The 22,764-nt window shown below is 37.2% G+C and carries 24 protein-coding genes; 14 read left to right on the top strand and 10 right to left on the bottom strand.

Annotation, left to right across the window (positions count from 1 at the left end; translation table 11 throughout):
• Positions 1-75: 75 nt before the first annotated feature.
• Complete coding sequence (locus ACFOUV_RS12035) at positions 76-261, bottom strand: hypothetical protein (protein WP_379497016.1); 186 nt, start codon at positions 259-261, stop codon at positions 76-78.
• A gap of 152 nt (positions 262-413) precedes the next feature.
• On the bottom strand, positions 414-950 hold the full coding sequence (locus tag ACFOUV_RS12030; RefSeq protein ID WP_379497015.1) for a DUF3267 domain-containing protein: 537 nt from the start codon (positions 948-950) through the stop codon (positions 414-416).
• A 200-nt stretch (positions 951-1,150) separates the two neighbouring features.
• Between ACFOUV_RS12030 and ACFOUV_RS12025 the strand changes: the two genes are divergently transcribed.
• A complete protein-coding gene (locus ACFOUV_RS12025; RefSeq protein ID WP_379497014.1) occupies positions 1,151-1,510 on the top strand; it encodes a DUF1878 family protein in 360 nt (119 codons plus the stop codon).
• A 70-nt stretch (positions 1,511-1,580) separates the two neighbouring features.
• Here the strand turns inward: ACFOUV_RS12025 and ACFOUV_RS12020 are convergent, their stop codons facing one another.
• The 3 genes from ACFOUV_RS12020 to ACFOUV_RS12010 form a co-directional block, all read right to left on the bottom strand.
• On the bottom strand, positions 1,581-1,940 hold the full coding sequence (locus ACFOUV_RS12020) for a YtxH domain-containing protein (RefSeq protein ID WP_379497013.1): 360 nt from the start codon (positions 1,938-1,940) through the stop codon (positions 1,581-1,583).
• Positions 1,941-2,579: 639 nt separating this feature from the next.
• The gene (locus ACFOUV_RS12015) at positions 2,580-3,101 is read right to left on the bottom strand and encodes a tryptophan transporter (protein ID WP_379497012.1); all 522 of its coding nucleotides are present in this window, start codon (positions 3,099-3,101) and stop codon (positions 2,580-2,582) included.
• Between the two features lie 151 nt (positions 3,102-3,252).
• Positions 3,253-3,678 (bottom strand): HIT family protein, encoded by a 426-nt coding sequence (locus ACFOUV_RS12010; RefSeq protein ID WP_379497259.1) that lies wholly within the window; start codon positions 3,676-3,678, stop codon positions 3,253-3,255.
• 616 nt (positions 3,679-4,294) lie between these two features.
• Here ACFOUV_RS12010 and ACFOUV_RS12005 point away from each other — a divergent pair.
• Entirely contained in the window at positions 4,295-5,041 is a 747-nt protein-coding gene (locus tag ACFOUV_RS12005) for an ABC transporter ATP-binding protein (RefSeq protein ID WP_379497011.1), read from the top strand.
• Entirely contained in the window at positions 5,034-6,248 is a 1,215-nt protein-coding gene (locus ACFOUV_RS12000; protein WP_379497010.1) for an ABC transporter permease, read from the top strand. The genes ACFOUV_RS12005 and ACFOUV_RS12000 overlap by 8 nt, the downstream gene beginning before the upstream one ends.
• Before the next feature lie 244 nt (positions 6,249-6,492).
• Here the strand turns inward: ACFOUV_RS12000 and ACFOUV_RS11995 are convergent, their stop codons facing one another.
• Both ACFOUV_RS11995 and ACFOUV_RS11990 read right to left on the bottom strand, forming a co-directional pair.
• Entirely contained in the window at positions 6,493-7,662 is a 1,170-nt protein-coding gene (locus tag ACFOUV_RS11995; RefSeq protein WP_379497009.1) for a M20 family metallopeptidase, read from the bottom strand.
• Positions 7,663-8,358: 696 nt separating this feature from the next.
• Positions 8,359-8,793: a ferritin-like domain-containing protein gene (locus ACFOUV_RS11990; protein ID WP_379497008.1), complete on the bottom strand. Its 435-nt coding sequence runs from the start codon at positions 8,791-8,793 to the stop codon at positions 8,359-8,361.
• Positions 8,794-8,898: 105 nt separating this feature from the next.
• Here ACFOUV_RS11990 and ACFOUV_RS11985 point away from each other — a divergent pair, with 105 nt between their 5' ends.
• From ACFOUV_RS11985 to ACFOUV_RS11975, 3 genes are all read left to right on the top strand, one after another.
• Entirely contained in the window at positions 8,899-9,540 is a 642-nt protein-coding gene (locus tag ACFOUV_RS11985) for a phosphatase PAP2 family protein (RefSeq protein ID WP_379497007.1), read from the top strand.
• 152 nt (positions 9,541-9,692) lie between these two features.
• The gene (locus ACFOUV_RS11980) at positions 9,693-10,127 is read left to right on the top strand and encodes a disulfide oxidoreductase (protein ID WP_379497006.1); all 435 of its coding nucleotides are present in this window, start codon (positions 9,693-9,695) and stop codon (positions 10,125-10,127) included.
• Between the two features lie 3 nt (positions 10,128-10,130).
• Positions 10,131-10,610: a thioredoxin family protein gene (locus ACFOUV_RS11975; protein WP_379497005.1), complete on the top strand. Its 480-nt coding sequence runs from the start codon at positions 10,131-10,133 to the stop codon at positions 10,608-10,610.
• A gap of 50 nt (positions 10,611-10,660) precedes the next feature.
• Here the strand turns inward: ACFOUV_RS11975 and ACFOUV_RS11970 are convergent, their stop codons facing one another.
• Positions 10,661-11,158: an antibiotic biosynthesis monooxygenase family protein gene (locus ACFOUV_RS11970; RefSeq protein ID WP_379497004.1), complete on the bottom strand. Its 498-nt coding sequence runs from the start codon at positions 11,156-11,158 to the stop codon at positions 10,661-10,663.
• Between the two features lie 162 nt (positions 11,159-11,320).
• Here ACFOUV_RS11970 and ACFOUV_RS11965 point away from each other — a divergent pair, with 162 nt between their 5' ends.
• The 6 genes from ACFOUV_RS11965 to ACFOUV_RS11940 all read left to right on the top strand — a co-directional run bounded on the left by ACFOUV_RS11965 (position 11,321) and on the right by ACFOUV_RS11940 (position 18,306).
• The gene (locus ACFOUV_RS11965) at positions 11,321-13,492 is read left to right on the top strand and encodes a transglycosylase domain-containing protein (RefSeq protein ID WP_379497003.1); all 2,172 of its coding nucleotides are present in this window, start codon (positions 11,321-11,323) and stop codon (positions 13,490-13,492) included.
• A 107-nt stretch (positions 13,493-13,599) separates the two neighbouring features.
• A complete protein-coding gene (gene hemE / locus ACFOUV_RS11960; protein ID WP_379497002.1) occupies positions 13,600-14,634 on the top strand; it encodes a uroporphyrinogen decarboxylase in 1,035 nt (344 codons plus the stop codon).
• Between the two features lie 31 nt (positions 14,635-14,665).
• Positions 14,666-15,601 carry a ferrochelatase gene (gene hemH, locus ACFOUV_RS11955; RefSeq protein WP_379497001.1) on the top strand — a complete coding sequence of 312 codons (936 nt, stop codon included), beginning with the start codon at positions 14,666-14,668 and terminating at the stop codon, positions 15,599-15,601.
• On the top strand, positions 15,601-17,010 hold the full coding sequence (gene hemY, locus ACFOUV_RS11950) for a protoporphyrinogen oxidase (protein ID WP_379497000.1): 1,410 nt from the start codon (positions 15,601-15,603) through the stop codon (positions 17,008-17,010). Before hemH ends, hemY begins: the two co-directional genes overlap by 1 nt.
• Positions 17,011-17,123: 113 nt before the next feature.
• On the top strand, positions 17,124-17,306 hold the full coding sequence (locus ACFOUV_RS11945; protein WP_379496999.1) for a hypothetical protein: 183 nt from the start codon (positions 17,124-17,126) through the stop codon (positions 17,304-17,306).
• 100 nt (positions 17,307-17,406) lie between these two features.
• Positions 17,407-18,306 (top strand): nuclease-related domain-containing protein, encoded by a 900-nt coding sequence (locus ACFOUV_RS11940; RefSeq protein ID WP_379496998.1) that lies wholly within the window; start codon positions 17,407-17,409, stop codon positions 18,304-18,306.
• A 265-nt stretch (positions 18,307-18,571) separates the two neighbouring features.
• Here the strand turns inward: ACFOUV_RS11940 and pepF are convergent, their stop codons facing one another.
• Together pepF and yhfH are read right to left on the bottom strand one after the other, a co-directional pair.
• Positions 18,572-20,386: an oligoendopeptidase F gene (gene pepF, locus ACFOUV_RS11935; RefSeq protein ID WP_379496997.1), complete on the bottom strand. Its 1,815-nt coding sequence runs from the start codon at positions 20,384-20,386 to the stop codon at positions 18,572-18,574.
• A 191-nt stretch (positions 20,387-20,577) separates the two neighbouring features.
• The gene (yhfH, locus tag ACFOUV_RS11930; RefSeq protein WP_379496996.1) at positions 20,578-20,709 is read right to left on the bottom strand and encodes a protein YhfH; all 132 of its coding nucleotides are present in this window, start codon (positions 20,707-20,709) and stop codon (positions 20,578-20,580) included.
• A 112-nt stretch (positions 20,710-20,821) separates the two neighbouring features.
• Between yhfH and ACFOUV_RS11925 the strand changes: the two genes are divergently transcribed.
• Together ACFOUV_RS11925 and ACFOUV_RS11920 are read left to right on the top strand one after the other, a co-directional pair.
• Positions 20,822-21,553: an MBL fold metallo-hydrolase gene (locus tag ACFOUV_RS11925; RefSeq protein WP_379496995.1), complete on the top strand. Its 732-nt coding sequence runs from the start codon at positions 20,822-20,824 to the stop codon at positions 21,551-21,553.
• 120 nt (positions 21,554-21,673) lie between these two features.
• The gene (locus ACFOUV_RS11920) at positions 21,674-22,669 is read left to right on the top strand and encodes a lipoate--protein ligase (RefSeq protein ID WP_379496994.1); all 996 of its coding nucleotides are present in this window, start codon (positions 21,674-21,676) and stop codon (positions 22,667-22,669) included.
• Positions 22,670-22,764 lie beyond the last annotated feature (95 nt).

Genomic DNA, 22,764 nt, shown 5'->3' with positions numbered 1-22,764 from the left:
AGTTTTTACAATCATAAATATATCATACTTCTCCTTGAAATGAATCGTCTTACGTAAAAAACCTATAAAATACCGTTAAACTGCCACATTAAGAACACGTAAGTACGAACAAACAAGTAATGCTACCATAATCATATTGATCACTCTAAAGTTTTTGGCTTGTTTTGTTTTATCTAATTGCATTTTCACACAAAATTTACTGATAAGGAAATTAAAAATGACCAGAACAATAAATGCATATATCATATAAAAGATAAACATAATCTTTTCCCCCTTTACACCCCTTAGATCCCCGTAACCTTTACTTTACCAAAAAGTAGTGTGAATGAACAGGTCAATATAGTAAAAGATGATTTGCTGTACTTTAAATTTCTGCATCAAATTAAAAAGGAGTTAGGCACAGGTCCCGACTCCTAGTTTTCTTTAAGAAGGATATCTAATCCATCATGTACATTTTGAATATAGGCTCTCTTTGGAGCTTTAATAATATGATAAACATATAAAAAATCGATAGAAGTTATACCAATATGGATACATGTAAATAGTAGAATATATACATAATAATCTGGGATTACAAGACTTGCAACTAAACCAGGTATCGTTATGAAAAGTGTTGGTGCCAAACTGACCATTAATGATTCCAATTTAGATAAATGGGCCTCCGTATGAAAAGTTGGAAACCATTTAACTTTAGATTTAAAATAGATTTTAACTCGCTTTTGCATCATAATTAAAGGTAGCATATTCATAAATGAGTGTAATATTGGTAATAGTAAAAGTGCAATTATAAAGGGAATTATTCCTGATTCGATTATACTGGTTATGCCATGTAAAAGTGAGATAGGAACAAATAACAATACAAATGCTAAGACGCCAATAATTATAGAAATTAGCATCAGTCGATTTTGTCCAATTTCTTTTGATATGTTTATAGATTTCCAGCAATTCATATCCGAATCACCTCAATACTTTCTAATGTATTATTATCATACTGTAATGAGCACTTCATGAATAATAGTACGTTTGTCGATAAAAATCAATGGTTTTTTTATTATTTATTTGTAAATTATTTTTATGTATTATTTATTTATACTGTACAATGGAACTACAGCTATATTAATTGCTTTTATTTGGAAGGGGGAGTATACGTTTGGAAGCATGTAATCAACGGAATGCGGCTACATCTTTTCATATACAATTACTTTCAAAAATTATAGATTTGAATCAATACCCCTTGATTAAATTAATAATAGAAAATAATATTTCTCATGAAGAATACAATGTGTTGATGGAGATGGTTCAAGGTCTAAATGAAACCTATGAATCGCAAAAAGAGGAGGGGTTTTTAGATTTCACTTCTTTATTAATCCATTTTGCGGGAATGTTGAATCAAAAGCTAAATCCAGATGAAACAATAATGGCTTTGAAGAAAGAAGGATGTTTTCCGCTTCTTATGGATGAATTCAGCAAAATACTCGATGAAAATGATAAAAAATATCGAAGAAGATAGATACGTTTTTTTGTTGAACACTGATAAAGAGCTTCCCAAAAATGGGAAGCTCTTTATCAGTGTAAGCAAATTATTGCGTTTTCATTTTATTTTCGAGATCTTTAATACTCGTTTCAATTTGTTCCAAAGATTGGTAAATACTTTCCTGATGTGGTTCCACCGTGTCTTTCCAATCTTCAAGGGAATTTTTAATTTCCTCTGTTAGTTCCTTAATTAAAACAGCACCTTCTTTAGAAGTTTTTGTAAGCTGATCCTTTAGTCTTAAGCCATCTTTCTTTAAAGTCGATAGCAAATTTCCTAATTCCATTCCCTGATCTTTTACACGACCTCGTATGGAACTACCGGATTCAGGCGTGCTTAATAATGTAACTGCAGCACTGAGAGTACTTCCAACCAGAAGTCCCAGTACCAATGATTTTCCACTAGACATAATAACGCGCTCCTTTCCTGCTTCCATTATATCATTTCCTCTTTTGGTACTGCTATCAAACATCATTTTAAAAATTAATCTTATTAATTTACATTATAAAAAAAGAAAGCTTTTAATTCCACTTAAAACAAACAAAAGCTATTTTCGTAATATTTGTTGCTTATACTTTTCGCAGTTGAGATAAAATGCGAACTAGAATAGGGAACTTCGGCGATCGCTCTGGGAAATACACTGCGCTTTTCGCGGGCGGCTGGTGAGCCTCTTCATGCTGACGCATTTCAGAGTCTCACCTATGCCTTTCCTCCCGCAGAAGTCTCCGTGTATTTCCCAGAGCTGGTATAGTGTCCAATAAAAAGTTTAAAAGCACTTTAATGAGTAGTTAATGAATTCGCTCTAATAAGGCAGTTGATTGGAGCGGAGGACAGTTGACTCCTGCGGGAACAGCACGTGTCCGAAGACTCCGCAGAGTGGTTTTCTCGAGGAGGCTGAGGCCGTGCCCGCGGAAAGCAACTGTCCGCAGCGGAAATCAACAAGCAGTTACTTGGGAGTTTATAGATTTTGTAGCAAAAATAACAAACGTTTAGAACAGAGCTAAACAAAAAACCTCTGACCAAATGTCAGAGGGGTGGGAATGGTGTGTTATGCGACCGTAATTGGCTTTGATCTTTTCATAATCCCTTGGACTACTGGATAAGTAACGATCATTATAATGGTATTTACAACAGTGGCTGGTAAAACAATACCAATGAATAATGCTAGGAATCCGCCTTCCATCAACCCCACAATAAATAATGCTACTGCAAGGAATATAGACCCACTAATCATCGTTCCAACTGCAGTAAGTACAGGTGCACTAAGGTTCGTACTGACTCGGTCTTTTACCAATAAAAACATTGCCAAAAATAGCAAAGCTGTGATTGGTTTATCAATGATGTTAGCAATTTGTCCACCAGGCGCCGATGTAGTTAAAGCAGATATGATTCCAGTTGCAATCGACAATATAAGAACATACTTCATTTTAGGGAAAAGCAAAATTCCCAGAAACATCATGGATAACAGCATATCTGGTTTAACGCCAAATAACATTGGTGGTACAACCGTATGAAGGACAGCACCCATTCCCACTAAAAGTGATAAAATAACCAAAATTCTTGTATTCATTTGTAAAAACTCCTCTGCTCAGCTTTACTCAGCTATTTTTTTATTCCCAACTGTACACTATTGTCAGCTGCGGAATGTTAAAGATATTATACCAGAACTTATTGCAATTAAAAAGCATAAATTTTCTGTGAAAGGGACTTCAGGACGATTACTAAATAGCTGCACTTATTTCACTGGCAATATTTTGCAGGTCTTCGGAAGTGTAGTCATCTGTATGTACTGTCCAATTCGGTGTGTAACCATCACTATCTCCGAAGCGTGGAATGATATGAATATGCAAATGGAAGACGGATTGTTCCGCTGCAGCTTCATTATTATTTAACAGATTCATTCCAAGTGGACGATATGTTTTCTTAATTGCATTAGCAATTACTGGTACTCTTGCAAATAATTCTTTTGCAACCTCAGGTGGTGTTTCAAAAATATTTTTCGTGTGTGTTTTTGGAATAACAAGTGTATGACCTTTTGTTACTTGGCTAAGGTCAAGGAATGCATATACATGCTCATCCTCGTACACTTTTGCTGAAGGAATATCCCCATTAATAATTTTACAGAAAATACAATCGTCATGCGCCATTTTCAAATCGACTCTCCTTCAATAATTATATTAATATTATTGTATAAAGTTTCAGGAAGAAAAGTAAAGTAATTACTATTATTTTCTGACAAAATGGATTACTCGGGGAAAATAAGGAAACAGGCTAGATCCGCTTTTTACACGGACCTGCCTGCTTTAAGAAGAAAGAGGATGCCATCACCTCATGCATGGGAATTGTTAACAATCAGTAAATTATGCGTGGATGATTCTTCACAATTTACAAAACCGCCATACCAATAATCCATTTCACTCGAAGTGGACGTTGGTAAAAGGGCTTTTTTTATTTCATTAGTATCCCAACACGAACACCCCATCTTGTTTACTGCGAAATTCAGAACAATTATCGAAAACTAACACCTCATTTGTGTGTTTTTTACACGAAACTACATTAGATATTCGATCGCTGACACCTCATTTACGGTTGACAAGATTTTGTTGCGATGAGACATCCTCGTTTCTTCTTTTATATTTTGTACCGAAATGTTCAACTTATACATCAATAATAAAAAAAATGACCAAATTTGTTGTAGGGTTTGGCTTTGGCAAGACCTCCCAATAATGATAAAATTAAAGGCAGTAAAGAGGAGGGACTCTTGTGGAATCATTATTACATATTGATAACCTGCATGGTGGGTATACACATAAAGATGTACTGCACGGCATTTCCTTTGATGTAAATCCTAAGGAAATCGTCGGTCTGATTGGATTGAATGGTGCAGGAAAAAGTACAACAATCAAACACATCATTGGATTAATGCAACCGAAAAAAGGAACCGTCCGTGTAAATGGAAAGTCATACAAAGAAAGTTCGGCAACGTACCGGAATCAGATTGCGTATATTCCTGAGATGCCAATACTATATGATGAGTTGACACTACATGAACATCTTCGTCTAACCGCAATGGCGTATGGGATATCCGAAAAGGTATTTGAGAAGAGGCTTCCACCTTTGTTAAAGGAATTTCGATTGGAAAAAAAGCTAAACTGGTTTCCAGTTCATTTTTCTAAAGGAATGCGTCAAAAAGTCATGATTATGTGTGCTTTTTTAATTGAGCCTCCATTGTATATCGTGGACGAGCCATTTGTTGGACTGGATCCATTGGGTATTCAATCGTACTTACAATTAATGGATGGGATGAAAAATAACGGATCGGGTGTATTAATGTCCACACATATTCTTGCGACAGCGGAGCGCTATTGTGATCGTTTCGTAATTTTACACGATGGAAAGGTAAGAGCAATTGGAACGCTCGAGGAATTACGTGAAAGCTTTAATATGGCTGGCGCAACATTAGATGATCTTTATGTGCAGTTAACGAAGGAAGAAGATAGCCATGTTTGATTCCCATGAATTTTATAAAAAACGGTTCTCTTCCCATATAAAAGAGACGAGCCGTTATTTAAAATACATTTTCAATAGTCATATGGTATTTGCAATTCTCTTTTTTATTTCTGCATCAGCCTATTATTATCAACAGTGGCTGGCACAGTTGCCTGAGAATTTTCCAACTGCACTTATTATTGGTGTGATATTTGGGTTGATTGTGAGCTATAGTCCAATTAGAACATTACTAAAAGAACCGGACCTCGTGTTTATTATTGTAGCAGAAAGCAAAATGGGGCCATATTTTCGTAATTCACTGATTTACAGTTTTGTTATTCAATTATATTTATTGTTGCTTTGCGCAGCAGCATTTGGCCCTTTATACTTTGCTTCATATCCGGATAGACAGGGCAATATTTACCTGCTGACACTAGTTATTGTGCTTATTTTCAAGGTTGCTAATTTAGTTGCAAATTGGTGGATGCTTAAAGTAAGGGAGCCGGGGATTCGAAATACGGATCTCTTCATACGAACAGTACTAAATGTTGTTATCTTTTACTTTATAATCAAAGGGGAAATGCTGTTTGCAGGAATCGTATCTGTCATATTCGTTGGTGTTTTCCTTTATGACTACTATCTATCCAGTAAGCAGTCTGGTATAGTATGGGATATGTTGGTGGAAATGGATCGAAATAGAATGCAGGCTTTTTATCGTCTTGCTAATATGTTTGCTGATGTACCGCATCTGAAAAATCGTGTGAAGAAAAGGCAATGGCTTGTGAACTTCGTAAGCAAAGGTATCCCTTTTGAAAAGGAAGCTACTTATAACTACTTGTTCCGTATTTCCTTTATTAGAAGCGGTGACTACCTCGGAATGTATCTTCGTCTAATTATTTTGGGTGGATTATTTATTTATTTTATTCCTAATTTGTGGATAAAATTAATATTTGCGATTCTGTTTCTGTATTTAAGTACTTTTCAGATGATGACACTATACCAACATCATCGGACGAATATATGGCTCGATCTTTATCCGGTAGGTAAAACGTACAGAAAAGAAGCGGTGTTAAAAATCATTTATCAGCTTAGTGGGATCCAAGTACTTATTTTTTCACTATTGTTTCTACTGTTAGGTGAATATGTAGGATTTATACTTGCTTTTGCAGCTGGATTCCTATTTACAGTCACTTTTGTCAACGGTTATATAAAATCACGATTGAAATAGAAAGAGACTGGGACAAAAGTGTTTTAACCAAAGTAAAATCCGAACATAGTTGTTGCATATATACCGCTACGGAAATACACTACGCTTTCCGCGGGCGCTGCTGAGCCTACTCCGAGCTATCGCTCTACGTAGTCTCACCTAGGCTTTTCATCCCGCAGGAGTCTCCGTGTATTTCCTTCGCTATTATGGCGAAATGTTCGGCTTTGAGTTAAACACTTTAGTTATGTCCCAGGCTCTTATTAATCTATGAGCGTTGGTAGCCGAAATAGGCCCCAATTAAAGTTTTAGCGGCGATTGGCAGGGATTTTTCATCAATATCAAATTTCGGGTGATGATGTGGGTATGGATTCCCTTTTTTATTTGCACCTGTAAAGAAGAAAGCACCCGGTTTCTCCATTGTATAATAGGCGAAATCTTCTCCTGCCATGTATGGGAGTGTTTCTTCTGCTTTATGAATTTCAACAATGTTTTTACTTGCCTTTAATACAATTTCAGCTTCTTCTGGATGGTTCATTAATGGTGGATATCCCTTAACATAGTCAAATGTGTAAGCAGCATCATTTGAAATGCAGATACCTTTAACGATTTTTTCCATTTCCTCAATAATTATTTCCTGTACGTCCACATCCATATGTCGAACAGTTCCAGTTAATTTTGCCCGATCCGCGATAATATTAAAAGCATTACCAGCCTCGAACATTCCAATTGTGATGACCGCAGTTTTCAATGGGTCCAATCTTCTACTGACGATTTGCTGCAATTGAGAAACAACTTCAGATGCGATCACAATAGCATCTTTTGTTTCCTGAGGATATGCACCATGACCTCCTTGGCCTTGAATTGTAAGTTCGAAACGGTCCGCACCTGCCATCATAACTGATTTAGAAGTCTGTAGCACACCAACTGGAAGGGTCGCCCATAAATGGTTGCCAAACACTGCATCGACATTTTTTAGGGCGCCGGATTCAATCATTGGTTTTGCCCCACCTGGAGCATATTCTTCTGCATGTTGGTGTAGAAATACAATGGTTCCTTCCAATTCATCTTGGTATTCCTTCATTACTTTAGCAAGTGTTAGCAATGTGGCCGTATGTCCGTCATGACCGCAAGCGTGCATGATACCCGGGAATTTAGATTTATAAGGGACATCCTTTTCATCCTGAATTGGTAACCCATCAAAATCTGCTCTTAAGGCAACCGTTTTTCCTGGTTTCCCCCCTTTAAGCGTGGCAATGACTCCATTACCTCCAATATTGGCTTCATATGGAATTTCCAGTTGTTCATAATAATCTGCAATATATTTTGCTGTTTTTGTTTCTTGAAAAGAAAGTTCAGGATATTGGTGCAAATATCTACGTATTTCAACCATTTCTGGATATATTTCATCAATCGATTTATGTATATTTTTCAACAAAATAATTCTCCACCTTTAATCTTTATTTAAAGCAAGCATGATGCTTTTGAATAGGTACGTGTATTAATAATGACATTTCTTCAAAAGTGGGACTGCGTTTCCTCGCCCGATTTGTTCTTGCCACAAAATGTATCAACTGCGAAGTAACTGCTTTTCCCACCGTCCGGGATCGCTCTGGGCACGGCCTCAGCCTCCTCGAGAAACCCACTCTGCGGGGTCTTCGGACACGTGCTATTCCCGCAGGAGTCACCGCCCACAGCGATGCCGGACTGGTAATGCTGTATGATGCTATTTTAGCTACCGCAAATGAAGTAATTGTCAGTAACCTTTTAACTAGCTCTGGGAAATACACGGAGACTCCTACGGGAAGAGAGACATAGGTGAGACACTGAAATGCGTTAGCATGAAGGGGCTCACCAGCCGCCCGTGGAAAGCGCAGTGTATTTCCCAGAGCGGTCGCCGAAGTTTATCTCAAGCATGCTTACAAGGCAACAAACATGAAGAAAAGAGCCTTAATATAAATATTATAACATTTTTCTAACAATTTTTAACTTAACACCCCCAACATGTGATGTAAAACGATTGTAGTAGTGCAGAGCATCTAAAAAGCAGAGCTTTTTAGACTGGCAAACTGAATAGAAAAATAAAAGATGGCTGATTTAACAGCCATCCTTTAGGAAAGGGGGTTACGATATATTAAGTAAGTCTCGGATCAGCAAGTAGTCGTTCGATTTCTTCCTTGTGATGTGTCTCATCAGAAATCAAATCTTCCAATTTAACAACAAGTTCAGTATAGCCAAGTGACTCAGCCTGTTTCTTGCGCTGTTCATATCTATCAATTGTATCCGACTCTGATTGAAGCGTAGCTTCCAATAATTCTTTAACTTCTGTAGGTTGTGGTACATCAGCCGCTTTCGTAGTTGGCGTACCACCAAGCGATTTAATTTTTTCAGATAAATATAATGCATGGCCCAATTCGTCGGTTATTTCTGCCTCAAAGAAAGGTTTGAGAGCGGAACGGTATAAACCTGATACAACCGATGCGCTATAAGTGTATTGAATGGCAGCGCCATACTCATGCGATAAATCTTTATTTAAACCATCAATTAAATTTTGTAAATCCTTTTCCATAATACCCCTGCCTTTATTAATTATTTTGTATACTATTAAAATACCCGATTCAGTTTTTTTAAAACCTAATTTAAGATAAGATAATAGAAGGGGAGGAAGCAGTTAATGAAAAACAAAAGGCAATCTATTATTTTAATCTTATTATCAATTGTGTTCGTAGTTACAGTAGGTTGGATTGTTCAAATTATTAATGGTAGTGTCCCATATGTTGATCGATGGACAAGGGAATTGGTTGGTACGCTTGATAATTCAGTTTTTTACGAGGGATTTCGTATTGTCACGGAACTGGGCTCCCGATCCTTTCTTTTTCCTTTTGTAATTGTAATGGCAGTTTTAATATGGGTATTGCTTAAGAATTGGTTTGCTGCTCTTGTATTCGCTGGTGGGACATTAGCAACACATATTTTAAATCTCTTTATAAAAAATGTGGTGGACCGGGAAAGGCCAAGTATTTCTGTGGCTGCCAATGCAGAAGGATACAGTTTTCCATCGGGGCATGCAATGATTCCAATGGTTTGTTATGGTTTGCTGGCCTATTTTCTAGTGAAAAAAATGAAATCTAAATCAGCTATTTTAACGACTCAAATTACCTTAGCTTTGATTGTATTTCTTATCGGAATTAGCAGATATGTAATTAACGTGCATTATTTAACAGATGTGATGGCTGGGTTTGTGATCGGTTTTATTTGTTTGGTTGGATTTATATATCTGTATGAATCTGTCCAAAAAATCAGGTCTCAGTCTTAAGACGGAGGGGATTGTTTAAACAAATATAATAAAATTAAATAAGGTGTTCAATAATTTGTCAAATAATTCTTTACGCCGAGAATAAAAAATTGTATTTATTTGAGTGCATTTGTATAATACAACTGTACTCTAAAGTAGAGAGGAACATTCGGATGGGTAATATGACCAAGAAAGCAGAAAATTTATTACTGCTCATATGGATACAAGCTTTTCTGGCAATGGCTGGGAGTTTGTTTTATTCTGAGATAATGGGATATATTCCATGTGAATTATGCTGGTACCAACGTATTTTAATGTATCCTCTAGTGGTGATTTATGGTGTTGCAGCTATTAAGAAGGAAATTAATGTAGCATTACCAGGGTTAATTCTGAGCGGAATTGGGATGTTTGTTTCCATGTATCATTATATGGTTCAAAAAGTTTCTGCATTTCATGAATTAGGTGGAACATGTACTGGTGGAGTACCATGTAATGCTATTTACGTGGATTACTTTGGGTTTGTAACCATACCGTTTTTGGCTGGAATAGCATTTATTGTTATTTTTATTTTGCATCTTATGCTACTAAGAGAAATGAGGAGAAACTAACTTATGGGAAAGAAAATGTTAATAATTATTGGTTCAATTGTTGTATTATTTGTCGCTCTATTCTTTGTTATCGACTATAAAAATAATCAAGCATTAGACAGTAACGAAAATCCATACGGAACAAATGATTTGAGTCAGTCCACAATTGATCAGCTGGACGATCCGTTATACCAAAATCAGATTCTTCCTGAAGAATTGAATGAAAAGATTAGTAATAAGGAGGAAGTTACGGTTTATTTCTATAGCCCGGAATGTGTGTATTGTCAAAATACAACACCGTATTTAGCACCGTTAGCTGAAGACATGGATGTGGATATGAAGAAATATAACCTACTTGAATTTGGTCAGCAAGGAATTTCCTACGGTATAGAATCAACACCAACAGTTGTTCATTATGAGGATGGGGAAGAAGTATCTCGACTCGTTGGTCAATATCCGAAAGAAGATTATGAAGCATTCTTCAATGAGTATGTTTTAAACTAAAATAGTATGTAATAAAGCTAGCTGTAATAAATACAGCTAGCTTTTAGTCTTTATTCTTCTTCTTTATACATAGTACATGTAGTCAGGAATGGCTGCTCCATGAAATGTGCGGGCTTTTTTGCGGATTGATTTTTATGTGCTTCCTTAAACTGATCAGATTCCTTCCAGTTTTCAAAATCATGAGCAGTATGCCATTGGGTAAATACGACATACGTATTATTTATGCTCGGTCTCAGTAAACGAAATGCCTGGAATCCTGTCATATCTTCAACCGTATTACTGCGATTTTTAAACCGGTGTTCAAATCCAGGTTTACTTTCATCAGATACAGGAATATTATTCATAACAACAAATCCCTCTTTAAGAATCTCACCTGTCTGCATAATTACCTCATATTCCCTACCCGAACTAAATAGCTTTCTATTACTATTCTCATAGTAAGCAATACCACCTTCACTGCTATTCATTAAATGAAGGTTAATGTCTGGATTTTTTTGCTCGATTTTTTTCAGGAAATCAATCGTACCATTCGTCATATATGCATTCATACATTTAGCCCCCCTCGCCGTTTATATATTATTATATTACCCTTTACTTTAAATAACTACACTAGATGTTATTTAAAGTAATTCTTATCTAATAAGGAGTATATTCTTTAACCTTGGCGAAAAATGTCGTATAATAGTTTTGAAATGTGTAGAGGTGAACATATGCGGAAAAAAGAAAAAAAGGATAAAAAGAAGTGGACCTTTCGGAGGAAAGTTAAACTGTTTATATGGATTGCAGTTTCCATTCTTATCGTAGGTCTTGTAGCTTTTGGAACGATCCTGTATGGTGGAAAGCTTGTTGTAGGTGATGAGGATCTTTTTTTGGATGCAACCACTACAATTGAAACGCGTGACGGAGAAGTCGTCGGTACATTATATAACGAGAATCGTAGAATGGTATCCATTGATCAAGTACCTGAATATTTAATAGATGCATTTGTTGCCGTAGAAGATAGAAGATTTTATGACCATGAAGGTGTAGATATAAAGTCAATCATGCGTGCTATTTATAAGGATATTCTAGCTATGAGTAAAGTAGAAGGTGCAAGTACGATTACACAGCAGTTGGCTAAAAACCTGTTCCTCTACAATGATAAAACATGGACACGTAAAATGAAAGAAGCAATGGCCGCAATATATCTCGAGAGACATTTATCAAAAGATGAAATTCTGGAATTATATATGAACGAAATTTACTTTGGCCATGGTTTGTATGGAGTGGGAGCGGCTTCTAATTACTTTTTTTCAAAAAAGGTAGAGGATTTAACGTTATCTGAAGCAGCCTTAATTGCAGGTCTTGTAAAAGCTCCAAACGGGTATTCTCCGATTAATCATCCGGATAAAGCAATAGAAAGACGAAATATTGTGTTGCAATCAATGGAAGATGCCGGTTATATTTCATCAGAGATGAAACGGAATGAACAAAAAAAGACACTGGGATTATTGATACAGGAGAATGAGCCAACACCCTGGACAGATAGCTATATCGATCTCGTTATGAAAGAAGCTGCTGAAGAACATCAGCTTTCTGTGGATAAGTTAAAAAGTGGTGGTTATCGAATTATTGTGAACATGGACAGTGACATACAGAAGATTGCGTATGAACACTATCAGAGAGACGAGTTTTTCCCTGGGAATACTTCTGGTGTTGAAGGAGCTTTTGTCATGTTGGAGGAAGACACTGGAAAAATTGTCTCTGCAATTGGTGGGAGAAATTACCAGATGGGTGATTTAAATCGTGTGACTGTACAAAGACAGCCGGGATCAACTTTTAAACCGGTTGCTGTTTACGGTCCATCAATGATGCATGAGGAGACTTACCACCCATTTTCACTTCTTCCAGATCAGATGGCTTCCGAATATGCCGTTTCCAATTCTGACGGTGTTTATGCGAATACAGTAACGATGTATGAGGCTTTAGTACAATCGAAAAATACGTCAGCTGTTTGGCTTCTTGATCAAATCGGTATCGATTATTCGAAGCGTTATTTGGAAAAGTTAGGGATGCCAATCGAGGATGAAGGCACATCGATCGCGCTTGGAGGTTTGACACATGGTGTGACACCACTACAAATGGCACAAAGCTTTCTGGCATTTCCTGCGGATGGGAAGATAATGGAATCCGCTACGATTGATCAGATTATTGATCGAAATGATGAAGTCATCTTTGAATCGGAAGTGAAGTCACAGCAAGTTTTTACTCCGCAAGTCGCATGGAATATGACAGAAATGTTAATTGATACAGTAGAACGTGGTACCGCAACAGCTGGAGAATATCCAAAAGCCTTGGCAGGTAAAACCGGATCGACGCAGCATACACTTGTAGAAGGACAAACAAAAGATGCCTGGTTTGTAGGCTATACACCAGATTATGTTACTGCTTCCTGGATGGGCTATGATAAATCTGACGCAGACCATTATTTAACAAAGGGAAGTGCATATCCAACCAGTCTCGTTAAATCGATTCTGACTGAAATGGATAACCAGTCTGGTGGTTCACTTACCGCAGAATTCACAAAGCCAGCTCATGTAGACGGTTTACCTGAACCGATTATTCTCCCGGAAATAACCAATCTTACAGCTAATTTCGAACTTGGTGGATTATCCTTCGTACAGGGAAAACTAACATGGAAAGGCTCAGAAGATGACCGAGTTGTTTACCGTATATATCAGGATAACGAAGGAATAGATAAACGTATCGGAGAAGTAATAGGTGGAACAGAATATAAGATTAACAATGCATTATTCCGCAATAATAAGTACTATGTAGTAGCGTACGACCCATTGACCAAAATGGAAGGCGGAAGATCGGAAACTGTTGAACTTGTATGGTAAATGAGGCAAATTAATGACAAACTATCCCCATTACTATACAGTATTGTCCGAAATAGCTATAGTTAGTATTGGAGATAGAAGAATGAGTATAAGGGTGGAAGTAGCTTATGACGATAAAACGTAATGATACAATTTTAAAAGCTTATAACGGTGAAAAAACAGATTATATACCAGGATGGTTTATGAGACAGGCGGGGCGTTCCCAGCCGGAGTATCGTGAACTGAAAGAAAAGTATTCTTTATTTGAAATTACCCATCAGCCGGAATTATGTGCTTATGTAACACGACTTCCCGTTGAGAATTATGGTGTGGACGCAGCAATCTTATATAAAGATATTATGACCCCATTGCCATCATTGGGCGTCGATGTTGAGATCAAGAGCGGAATCGGCCCAGTAATTCATAATCCGATTAGGAAACTCAGCGATGTGGAAAAACTTGGTGAACTAAATCCAAGTGCAGATATTCCATATGTAATGGATACAATCCGTCTTTTAACAGAAGAACAACTCGAAGTCCCGCTAATTGGGTTTAGTGGTGCTCCATTTACATTGGCAAGCTATATGATTGAGGGTGGGCCATCAAAAAATTATAAGAAAACAAAAGCATTAATGTACAATGAGCCTGAGACATGGTTTGCATTGATGGACAAGCTCGCAGACATGATTATTACTTATGTGGAGGCTCAGGTTGAAGCAGGTGTCAAGGTGATTCAAATATTTGATTCATGGGTAGGAGCATTAAATGCAGCAGATTACCGTGTATTTATTAAACCGGTAATGACGAGAATATTCTCTGAACTAAGAAAGCATCATGTCCCTTTAATTATTTTCGGAGTGGGAGCTCGTCATTTATTGCTGGAGTGGAATGACTTGCCGGTAGATGTTATTGGACTTGACTGGCGTACTTCAATCACAGAAGCAAGAGAAATGGGAGTGACCAAGGTTGTGCAAGGGAATCTTGACCCAACAATTTTGCTTACCGATTGGGAAATTATTGAAAAACGTACGAAAGGAATCCTGGACGAGGGGATGCAGCAAGGCAGATACGTTTTCAATCTAGGTCATGGTGTAACTCCGGATATTAAACCTGCAACATTGAAAAAGTTGACAGCGTTTATTCATTCCTACACAGGGAAATAGTTGGAAATCTTATAAAGAGGTGTTGTTTAAAATGAATAAGAAAAAAATAGGATTATTAGTAATGGCTTATGGTACGCCAAATAAAGAAGAAGAAATTGAACCCTACTACACGCATATTCGGCATGGAAGAAAGCCTGAACCGGAAGCACTGCAGGATTTGAAGGACCGCTATAAGGCAATTGGTGGTATATCTCCATTGGCAAAAATCACTGAAGATCAGGCACAAGCTTTAGAAACTAGCCTAAATCAAGCACAAAATGAGTATGAATTTACAGCTTACATTGGTTTGAAACATATCGCACCTTTTATTGAGGATGCAGTAGAAGCAATGGCTAAAGATGGCATCACTGAAGCAGTTTCTCTAGTTCTGGCACCCCATTACTCAACTTTCAGTGTGAAATCATATAATGATCGTGCAAACAAGGAAGCTAAAAAACACGGAATTTCAATTGATTCAGTAAAAGATTGGTATACAGAACCTGGGTTTATCAAGTTCTGGGCTAATGGTATTAATGAGATTTATGCAAAAATGCCTGCAGCAGAACGCGAGAAAGCGGTACTTATTGTTTCAGCACATAGTCTGCCTGAGAAAATATTGCAAAATGGTGACCCATACCCAGAGCAATTAAGAGAAACAGCTGAATTAATAGCTGAAGAGACTGAAATTAAAAACTACGCATTGGGATGGCAAAGTGAAGGTAACACACCAGATCCATGGTTGGGACCAGATGTACAGGATCTTACACGGGAGCTTTATGACAAACAAGGATTCCGTTCATTTATTTATGCTCCAGTAGGTTTCATTGCAGACCACTTGGAAGTATTATTTGATAATGATTATGAATGTAAAGTGGTATGTGATGAACTTGGTGCGAATTATCACCGTCCTTCCATGCCAAATGTTCACCCTGACTTCATTCGTACGCTAGCAAAAGTGGTATTGAATAAAGTAAAGAGTGAAGTGTGATGGATGTTAAAAAAGTAGTTGTTGTAGGTGGCGGAATCACTGGATTATCCGCCGCTTACCACTTACAAAAGCAAATAGGGGCAAGAAATTTGCCTTATGAAGTGAAATTAGTTGAAGCAAGCAATCGCCTGGGAGGCAGAATCGAAAGTTTAAATAAAGACGGTTTTACGATTGAATTGGGACCTGATTCTTTACTTTCAAGAAAACCATCCGCTGTAAAATTGGTGGAAGAGCTTGGTCTGAGTGATCAAATTGTTCGAAATGGTACGGGACAATCGTACATTTTAATAAAAAATAAGTTACATAAAATGCCTAAAGGTGCATTTATGGGAGTCCCTAAAGAAGTCCGCCCTCTACTACGATCCAATGTATTTTCTTTAAATGGAAAGTTACGTGCTTTAATGGATCTTTTCTTACCTAAAAGCAAAGAAAAAGGGGACCAATCGCTTGGTTTGTTTATGCGCAGACGTTTTGGAAATGAATTAGTTGATCATCAAATTGATCCATTATTATCCGGAATCCATTCAGGTGATATTGATAAAATGAGTCTGAAGGCAACTTATCCAATGTTTTATCAAGCAGAACAGAAGCATGGCAGTTTGATGAAAGGTTTACAAAAAACAATGCCGAGTAGTCCTAAAAAGTTAAAAAGTGATAAAAAGGCTGAAGGTGTATTTTTCTCATTGGAAAATGGTTTGGAAACCTTGGTAAAACGTCTTGCAGAAAAACTTGACACTAACACGATTAGAACGAATACAGCCGTTGATCACATAGAGAAAAAAGATAAAGTCTATCATCTTCTTTTAAGTAATGGAGAAGTTTACAAAGCAGATGCGGTTATTATGGCGACACCACATACAGCAGTGCCAACGATGCTAAGTCAATACGACTTTTTGAAAACACTCTATGATATTCCAGCTACATCGACAGCAAATGTTGTGATGGCCTTTAATCAAGCTGATATTAAAAAAGACATTGATGGTACAGGATTCTTAGTCAGCCGAGACAGCAATTATCGTATTACTGCCTGTACATGGACACATCGCAAGTGGCCAACAACAACACCAGAAGGAAAAGCATTATTCCGTTGCTATGTTGGTAAACCTAATGATCAGGAAATCGTAGATCTATCAGATGAAGAAATTACAGACATCGTTTTAAAAGACTTAAATAAAACAATGAAATTAAAGGCAAAACCAGAATTCAGTATTATTACACGTTTTAAAAATGCCAGACCGCAGTATGATGTCGGGCACTTGGAACGCGTTGCAGAAGTACGTGCCAATGCATCCGAAAAATTGCCAGGTTTATTCCTGACAGGAAGCTCTTATGATGGAGTTGGTATACCAGACTGCATTCAACACGGCGAGAAAAGCGCATCTGATGTGATTGCATTTTTGGATAGATAAGAACGGGGAAGCTCCGATTTGGTTCGGAGCTTTTTTTATGTTGTTGACATCTGAGGGACCGTTGCGGCGAAATTAGGTATGAATTTGATGGGAATGCTGAAGGCCACAAGAGATTGGCTGAAGTTCACGAAAGAAATGCTAAAGTTCACAGAATAAAAGCTGAAGTTCACAAAAGATATGCTGAAGTTCATAAATTTGGCAGAGCGGACGTACATGATGTAGAGCAGAAGGAAAGATTAAAGTTTAAAAAATTAATTGATCTGCAGGAATTTATCGATTGGTATCGAATATTGTAATATCCAAATAAGTTAGAAAGGTTGAATGATATTGATTGTACAACCACTTGTGATATCCAAATATATTTTGCAGATAGAGGCTTTAAACAGGAGGTTAATTTTGAACCACCCAATCAAAGATATAGTCAACAGTCAGGCTCGAATTCTCCGGGCAGGCTATAATGGCGAGATAGCCCTCCAATTTCCGCTTAGCTTTCTCCCTTATGATGAGTTCCTCATTTTTCATCACTTACGAATACCAGATGCTCATGGTTTTTTCCAAATTGATATACTCCTGCTATCCAAAAAATTTCTCTTAATTATTGAAGTTAAAAATATTGATGGTGAAGTATCATTTGATGATTTTGGGCAGTCAATCCGCAGAAAGCAAGGAAAGGAAGACGCCTTCACAAATCCAATTGAACAAATTAATTTGCAACATATAAGATTACTTCGCTGGCTCCGTAATTACAATCTACCCATCATCCCCATAGAGAAAATTGCTGTATACAGTTCTCGACACACCATTCTAAAAGATATTACCAACGATAAGGCCATTTCAAATACAGTAATACGCAAAGATAAAATACTGAGTAAAATTGATGAAATGAAACAAAAACATCTCATACCTGTTCTAACTGAGGATCAATTAATGGAACTGTCTTATAAACTACTTTCTGCACATACAGAAGAGAACATGGATGCTTTGGAAAAATTTAAGGTATCTCCAGAGGAGTTAATAACAGGCGTGATTTGTCCAAAATGTGGTGAAGTTCCTATGATACGAAAAAGTGGAAAGTGGAATTGTATTCAATGTAAGACTATTTCTAAGACGGCGCATAAACAAGATTTAAGAGACTATGCTTTATTGATATGTGAATATATTAGTAATAAGAATGCGAGGGAATTTTTGCAACTTCCATCTATTAACACAGCTAGAAATTTGCTGAAAGGTAATTACCGTCAGATAGCTGATACCAGTGGTCGAAAATATCATCTTGTTGAAGAGATATTTGAATAAAAGTCTTAAGCCCCTGCAAATGCAGGGTTTTATATGTCCATATTATTGAGAAATACGGAAGTTCACAATAGAAATGCTAAAGTTCACAGTGAAAATGCTGAGGTTCACAAAAAAATGCCAAAGTTCACAACTTCCTCTTCGTATGAACACATTCAGCAGTACCCGGTCGCTCCCGAATCAAGGAAAGTCCCGTCGCACCAGCCAACACCCTAGCTCCGTACGAAAAAAGGTGACCAGCACCAATGCTGAACACCTTCTTAAAATATTATTCATAACTTTTAACTAGTTCATCCACAAGCGAACCTACATAATCCACTGCAACTTTAATCGCATCAGGTTTGGACATGTCCACTTCTGCTTGTTTGATAAGGTCGAGTGGTTTTTGCGCACTACCTGCTCGAAGGACATCGAGCCATCTGTCAATTGCTGGCTGGCCTTCTTCTTTTATTTTTTGGGCCACTGCCGTTGATACAGTTAGGCCTGCCGAGTATGTATATGGATACAGTCCCATATAGTAATGCTGTTGACGCATCCATGTTAGACCTGCTCCTTTATCAAAAGTGACTGCATCACCCCAGAAATTTTCAAGTGCTTCTTGTTTTTGATTACATAACACATTGGCTGTGAGTGGAACACCTTGCTCTGCCAAATCATAGATACGGCGTTGGTATTCAGCTTCCAATAAATGGGTGACAAAGTTATGGTAATAGGTTCCGAGTAACTGTGTGAGTACCCAGCGTTTCATACGAACATCATCTGTATTATTCATAAGATGTTCTGCCAACAGCAACTCATTCAATGTTGATGGTGCTTCGACAAAGTAAGTGGAAGGGCGGGTGTTGAAAAGTGATTGGTTTTTACCTGCAAGATAGAAATGGGCTGCATGTCCTAGTTCGTGAGCAAGAACAAATGCTCCGCGCATGGTATCCGTCCAAGTAATCAAAATGTATGGATGTACTCCATAGGGACTTGAACAGAATGCACCATTTGCTTTACCAATATTGTCAGAACGATCAATCCAGCGATTGGCAATACCTTCTCGCATGATTTCCGTATATTCCGGTCCCATTACTTTTAATGCTTCAACAATCGTTGAAGTTGCATCTTCATATGTCGTTTGAGGGTTGAACTCTGGATCGAGTGGTGCTTTGAGATCACAGTATCGGATTTCATCAAGTCCGAGTTTCTCCTTCTTGAGTTTGGCAAACCGACGCATATGTGGAGCGAGGTTCTGTTGAATGATATCCAGTTGATTATGATACATTTCCTTTGTTACCTGTTGCGATGATAAAAGCATATCGGTAACAGAGTCATAGCTGCGTAGTTTTGACATGGTAACCTGTTTTGTTACTTCGGTAGCATAGGTTGCTGCGAACGTGTTTTTATAGCGGTTTAATGTATTTGTAAAAGAATCATATGCAGCTCGTCGTGTCTCTGTATCCGGTGAGAATTCATAGCGATCTTCATACAATGCTTCAGACATTGGAAGTTCCACATCGTCCTGATTCTTAATGGACTCGAATTCCATATCAGAAGCTTTACTGCGTTGATATATCATATGTGGGGCACTATGTACTTGGCTTAATGCTGCCAGTGTTTCTTCAATTTCTGGCGAAAGGGTATGGGCTTTGTCTTCCATCAAATCTTCCAACATCTTCTGATAAGTCTTCAGCTCAGGTTGCTCTTGGAGGAACCGTTTAATCGTTTCATCGGAAAGGGTTAATAATTCGGATTGGAAGAAAGAAAGTTTTGCATTAACACGAGCCAGTGCGGAAGATACTTTGGATGTATCTCTTTGATTATCAGGGTCTGATCCATCAGCACTTGCTCGAAGGTTCGCATAGACGGCAACACGAATTACTCGTTGTTGGAATGCTTCCAATGTTTTCAATGCCTGTAGTAAAGTGTTGGAATCAGTATGTAGTTTTCCTCTATAGTCAATAATTTCACTTACAACTTCCTGAATCGTAATAAGCTCTTTCTCCCAGGCGGCATGATTTGGAAATAAATCAGTTATATCCCACGTTTGCTCTTTTGGTACATCAGAACGACTCCATCTATGAGTAGTTGAGATCGTCATACACATGCTCCTTTACTAAATATATTTCGTAACTCAACATAATTATAATATACAAATTAACATAATGATAGAACCTTCTGATATATTAAAATAAAAAAATGCAGCTATAGGAATAGCTGCAACTAGAGAACTTTATTTTGTTGTAGTACAGTTAAATTAGTGGAGTAGTTACACGTAAAAACAGTTTGTATTTATCTTGCAGGATGATCACATTCGTCACAGATATTACCATAGCAATCAGCTTTCTCATGTACCATATCTTCACCGCATTGTGAACATTTCTTTTTAGGCAAATTTCTGAAAAACTCAATTACACTGATCATGTGTATCCTCCTCTTTGAATGGCGTATTTGATGTTAAATCCATTGTAATATAACAGTATGTATATTGTCAATACTGTGTTACAACATATTTTGAAAATAGGAGTGATTTAGAATGAAATTAACGATTATTGGATGCTGGGGTGGTTATCCGGCAAGGGATGGGGCTACTTCTGCCTATTTAATTGAAAAAAATAATTTTTCATTACTTATTGATGTTGGAAGTGGATCATTGTCCAAATTACAAAAGTATAAAGCTATTTCTGACCTGGATGCTGTTGTACTTTCTCATTACCATCATGACCATGTGGCGGATATTGGCGTACTTCAGTATGCAAAACTAATTGAATTCTATGTGAAGGGTTCTGAAAAAATACTACCGATTTATGGTCATGCAAAAGATAATAAAGGATTTGAATCACTGACTCATCAATTTACAAAAGGAATAACCTATCAGCCAGAAGAAGAACTGAAGATTGGTCCATTTACGATTCAGTTTCTAGAAACAGTTCATCCTGTTCCGTGTTATGGAATGCGGATTACAGATGGTGAACGTGTTATTGTGTATACCGCAGATACAAGTTATAAGGAAGAATGGAATGACTTTGCCCAAAATGCAGATTTGCTGATTACAGATTGTAATTATTATGCAGGTCAGAACGGTTCCAAAGCTGGTCATATGAATAGTGAAGAAGGGGCGAAAATAGCAGCAGATGCCAGTGTAAAAACATTAATGCTCAGTCATCTTCCACAATTCGGAGACCTAAATCAACTGGCACAAGAAGCAAAGCAACATTTTAATGGAATCGTAAAAATAGCTGAAGAGGGCATGGAGTGGCAAGGCTAATTCAAGAAGGAAGGTAAACCGGACTTTTTGAACAACTACATCAAGCTATTTCCTTTGATAACTTTAAAAGTTTGGATTAAACTTATCTATAGTAAGCACATAAAGGGAGGAACGCGCGAAATGAAATTTATTGACAACAAAGGTATTACTGACCCGATGATCAATCTGGCAATTGAAGAATATATTTTAGAAAACTTTGGTGAGAAAGATACATATTTATTATTTTACATTAATAGACCGTCAATCATTATTGGTCGGAACCAAAATACGATTGAAGAAATCAATACAGATTATGTCGATGAAAAAGGAATTAAGGTAGTGCGTCGTCTCTCTGGTGGCGGAGCGGTATACCATGATGAACAAAACCTTAACTTCAGTTTTATTACAAAAGATGATGGTGACAGCTTTCAGAACTTTGCTAAATTTACGCAACCAATGATTGATGCGATGAATAAATTGGGTGTTCCTGCAGAAATGCAAGGGCGTAATGACCTTGCTGTTAAGGGGCGCAAAATTTCCGGTAATGCAATGTTTTCAACAAAAGGACGCATGTTCAGTCATGGTACACTCATGTTTGATTCGGAGTTAGAAGAATTAACAAAAGCATTGAAGGTTAAAAAAATCAAAATTGAATCAAAAGGGATTAAATCTATCCGTAGCCGAGTAGCCAATATCTCTGAGTTCCTGGAAGAAAAAATAACGATGAATCAATTCAAAGAAATAATTCTCAAGCATGTGTTCACAGTAGATGATGTAAAGGATGTTCCTGAATACGTGTTAACAGATAAAGATTGGGAAAATATCCATGAAATCTCCAAAAAACGTTACCAGCAATGGGAATGGAACTATGGGAAATCTCCAGCATTTAACGTGCAGGAAACTTATAAATTTGACGCAGGCCTTGTAGATGTTCGTCTCGACGTCAAAAAAGGAATCATTGAAAACTGTAAAATTTTCGGTGACTTCTTCGGTATTGGCAATGTAGAAGAACTTGAGAATAAATTAATAGGTGTTCGACATGAACGTAAAACTATTGAAGATACGCTTGATGACTTCGACGTTTCGCATTACTTAGGAAGAATATCTAAAGAAGATTTCATAAATCTACTATATTAGATTCAAGGAAAGTCCGCTAAAAAGTAGTGGGCTTTTTACTTGTTTGAAATAATGTCAGCGCTTTCTATTGAAATGGAACGGGCATTAACTTATAA

This window comes from Oceanobacillus longus, from assembly GCF_042650085.1.
Classification (GTDB): domain Bacteria; phylum Bacillota; class Bacilli; order Bacillales; family Amphibacillaceae; genus Oceanobacillus; species Oceanobacillus longus.
The sequence above is the reverse complement of the archived record's forward strand: the minus strand, read 5'-3'. Positions and strand labels throughout refer to the sequence as shown.

Coding starts and splice junctions, on each gene's coding strand:
- ACFOUV_RS11975 (WP_379497005.1), top strand. CDS start 10,131: ATGGGAAAGAAAATGTTAATAATTATTGGTTCAATTGTTGTATTATTT.
- pepF (WP_379496997.1), bottom strand. CDS start 20,386: ATGACGATCTCAACTACTCATAGATGGAGTCGTTCTGATGTACCAAAA.
- ACFOUV_RS11925 (WP_379496995.1), top strand. CDS start 20,822: ATGAAATTAACGATTATTGGATGCTGGGGTGGTTATCCGGCAAGGGAT.
- ACFOUV_RS11980 (WP_379497006.1), top strand. CDS start 9,693: ATGGGTAATATGACCAAGAAAGCAGAAAATTTATTACTGCTCATATGG.
- ACFOUV_RS11970 (WP_379497004.1), bottom strand. CDS start 11,158: ATGAATGCATATATGACGAATGGTACGATTGATTTCCTGAAAAAAATC.
- ACFOUV_RS11920 (WP_379496994.1), top strand. CDS start 21,674: ATGAAATTTATTGACAACAAAGGTATTACTGACCCGATGATCAATCTG.
- hemH (WP_379497001.1), top strand. CDS start 14,666: ATGAATAAGAAAAAAATAGGATTATTAGTAATGGCTTATGGTACGCCA.
- ACFOUV_RS12035 (WP_379497016.1), bottom strand. CDS start 261: ATGTTTATCTTTTATATGATATATGCATTTATTGTTCTGGTCATTTTT.
- ACFOUV_RS11985 (WP_379497007.1), top strand. CDS start 8,899: ATGAAAAACAAAAGGCAATCTATTATTTTAATCTTATTATCAATTGTG.
- ACFOUV_RS12000 (WP_379497010.1), top strand. CDS start 5,034: ATGTTTGATTCCCATGAATTTTATAAAAAACGGTTCTCTTCCCATATA.
- ACFOUV_RS12030 (WP_379497015.1), bottom strand. CDS start 950: ATGAATTGCTGGAAATCTATAAACATATCAAAAGAAATTGGACAAAAT.
- ACFOUV_RS12020 (WP_379497013.1), bottom strand. CDS start 1,940: ATGTCTAGTGGAAAATCATTGGTACTGGGACTTCTGGTTGGAAGTACT.
- hemY (WP_379497000.1), top strand. CDS start 15,601: ATGGATGTTAAAAAAGTAGTTGTTGTAGGTGGCGGAATCACTGGATTA.
- ACFOUV_RS12010 (WP_379497259.1), bottom strand. CDS start 3,678: ATGGCGCATGACGATTGTATTTTCTGTAAAATTATTAATGGGGATATT.
- ACFOUV_RS11990 (WP_379497008.1), bottom strand. CDS start 8,793: ATGGAAAAGGATTTACAAAATTTAATTGATGGTTTAAATAAAGATTTA.
- ACFOUV_RS12015 (WP_379497012.1), bottom strand. CDS start 3,101: ATGAATACAAGAATTTTGGTTATTTTATCACTTTTAGTGGGAATGGGT.
- ACFOUV_RS11965 (WP_379497003.1), top strand. CDS start 11,321: ATGCGGAAAAAAGAAAAAAAGGATAAAAAGAAGTGGACCTTTCGGAGG.
- yhfH (WP_379496996.1), bottom strand. CDS start 20,709: ATGATCAGTGTAATTGAGTTTTTCAGAAATTTGCCTAAAAAGAAATGT.
- hemE (WP_379497002.1), top strand. CDS start 13,600: ATGACGATAAAACGTAATGATACAATTTTAAAAGCTTATAACGGTGAA.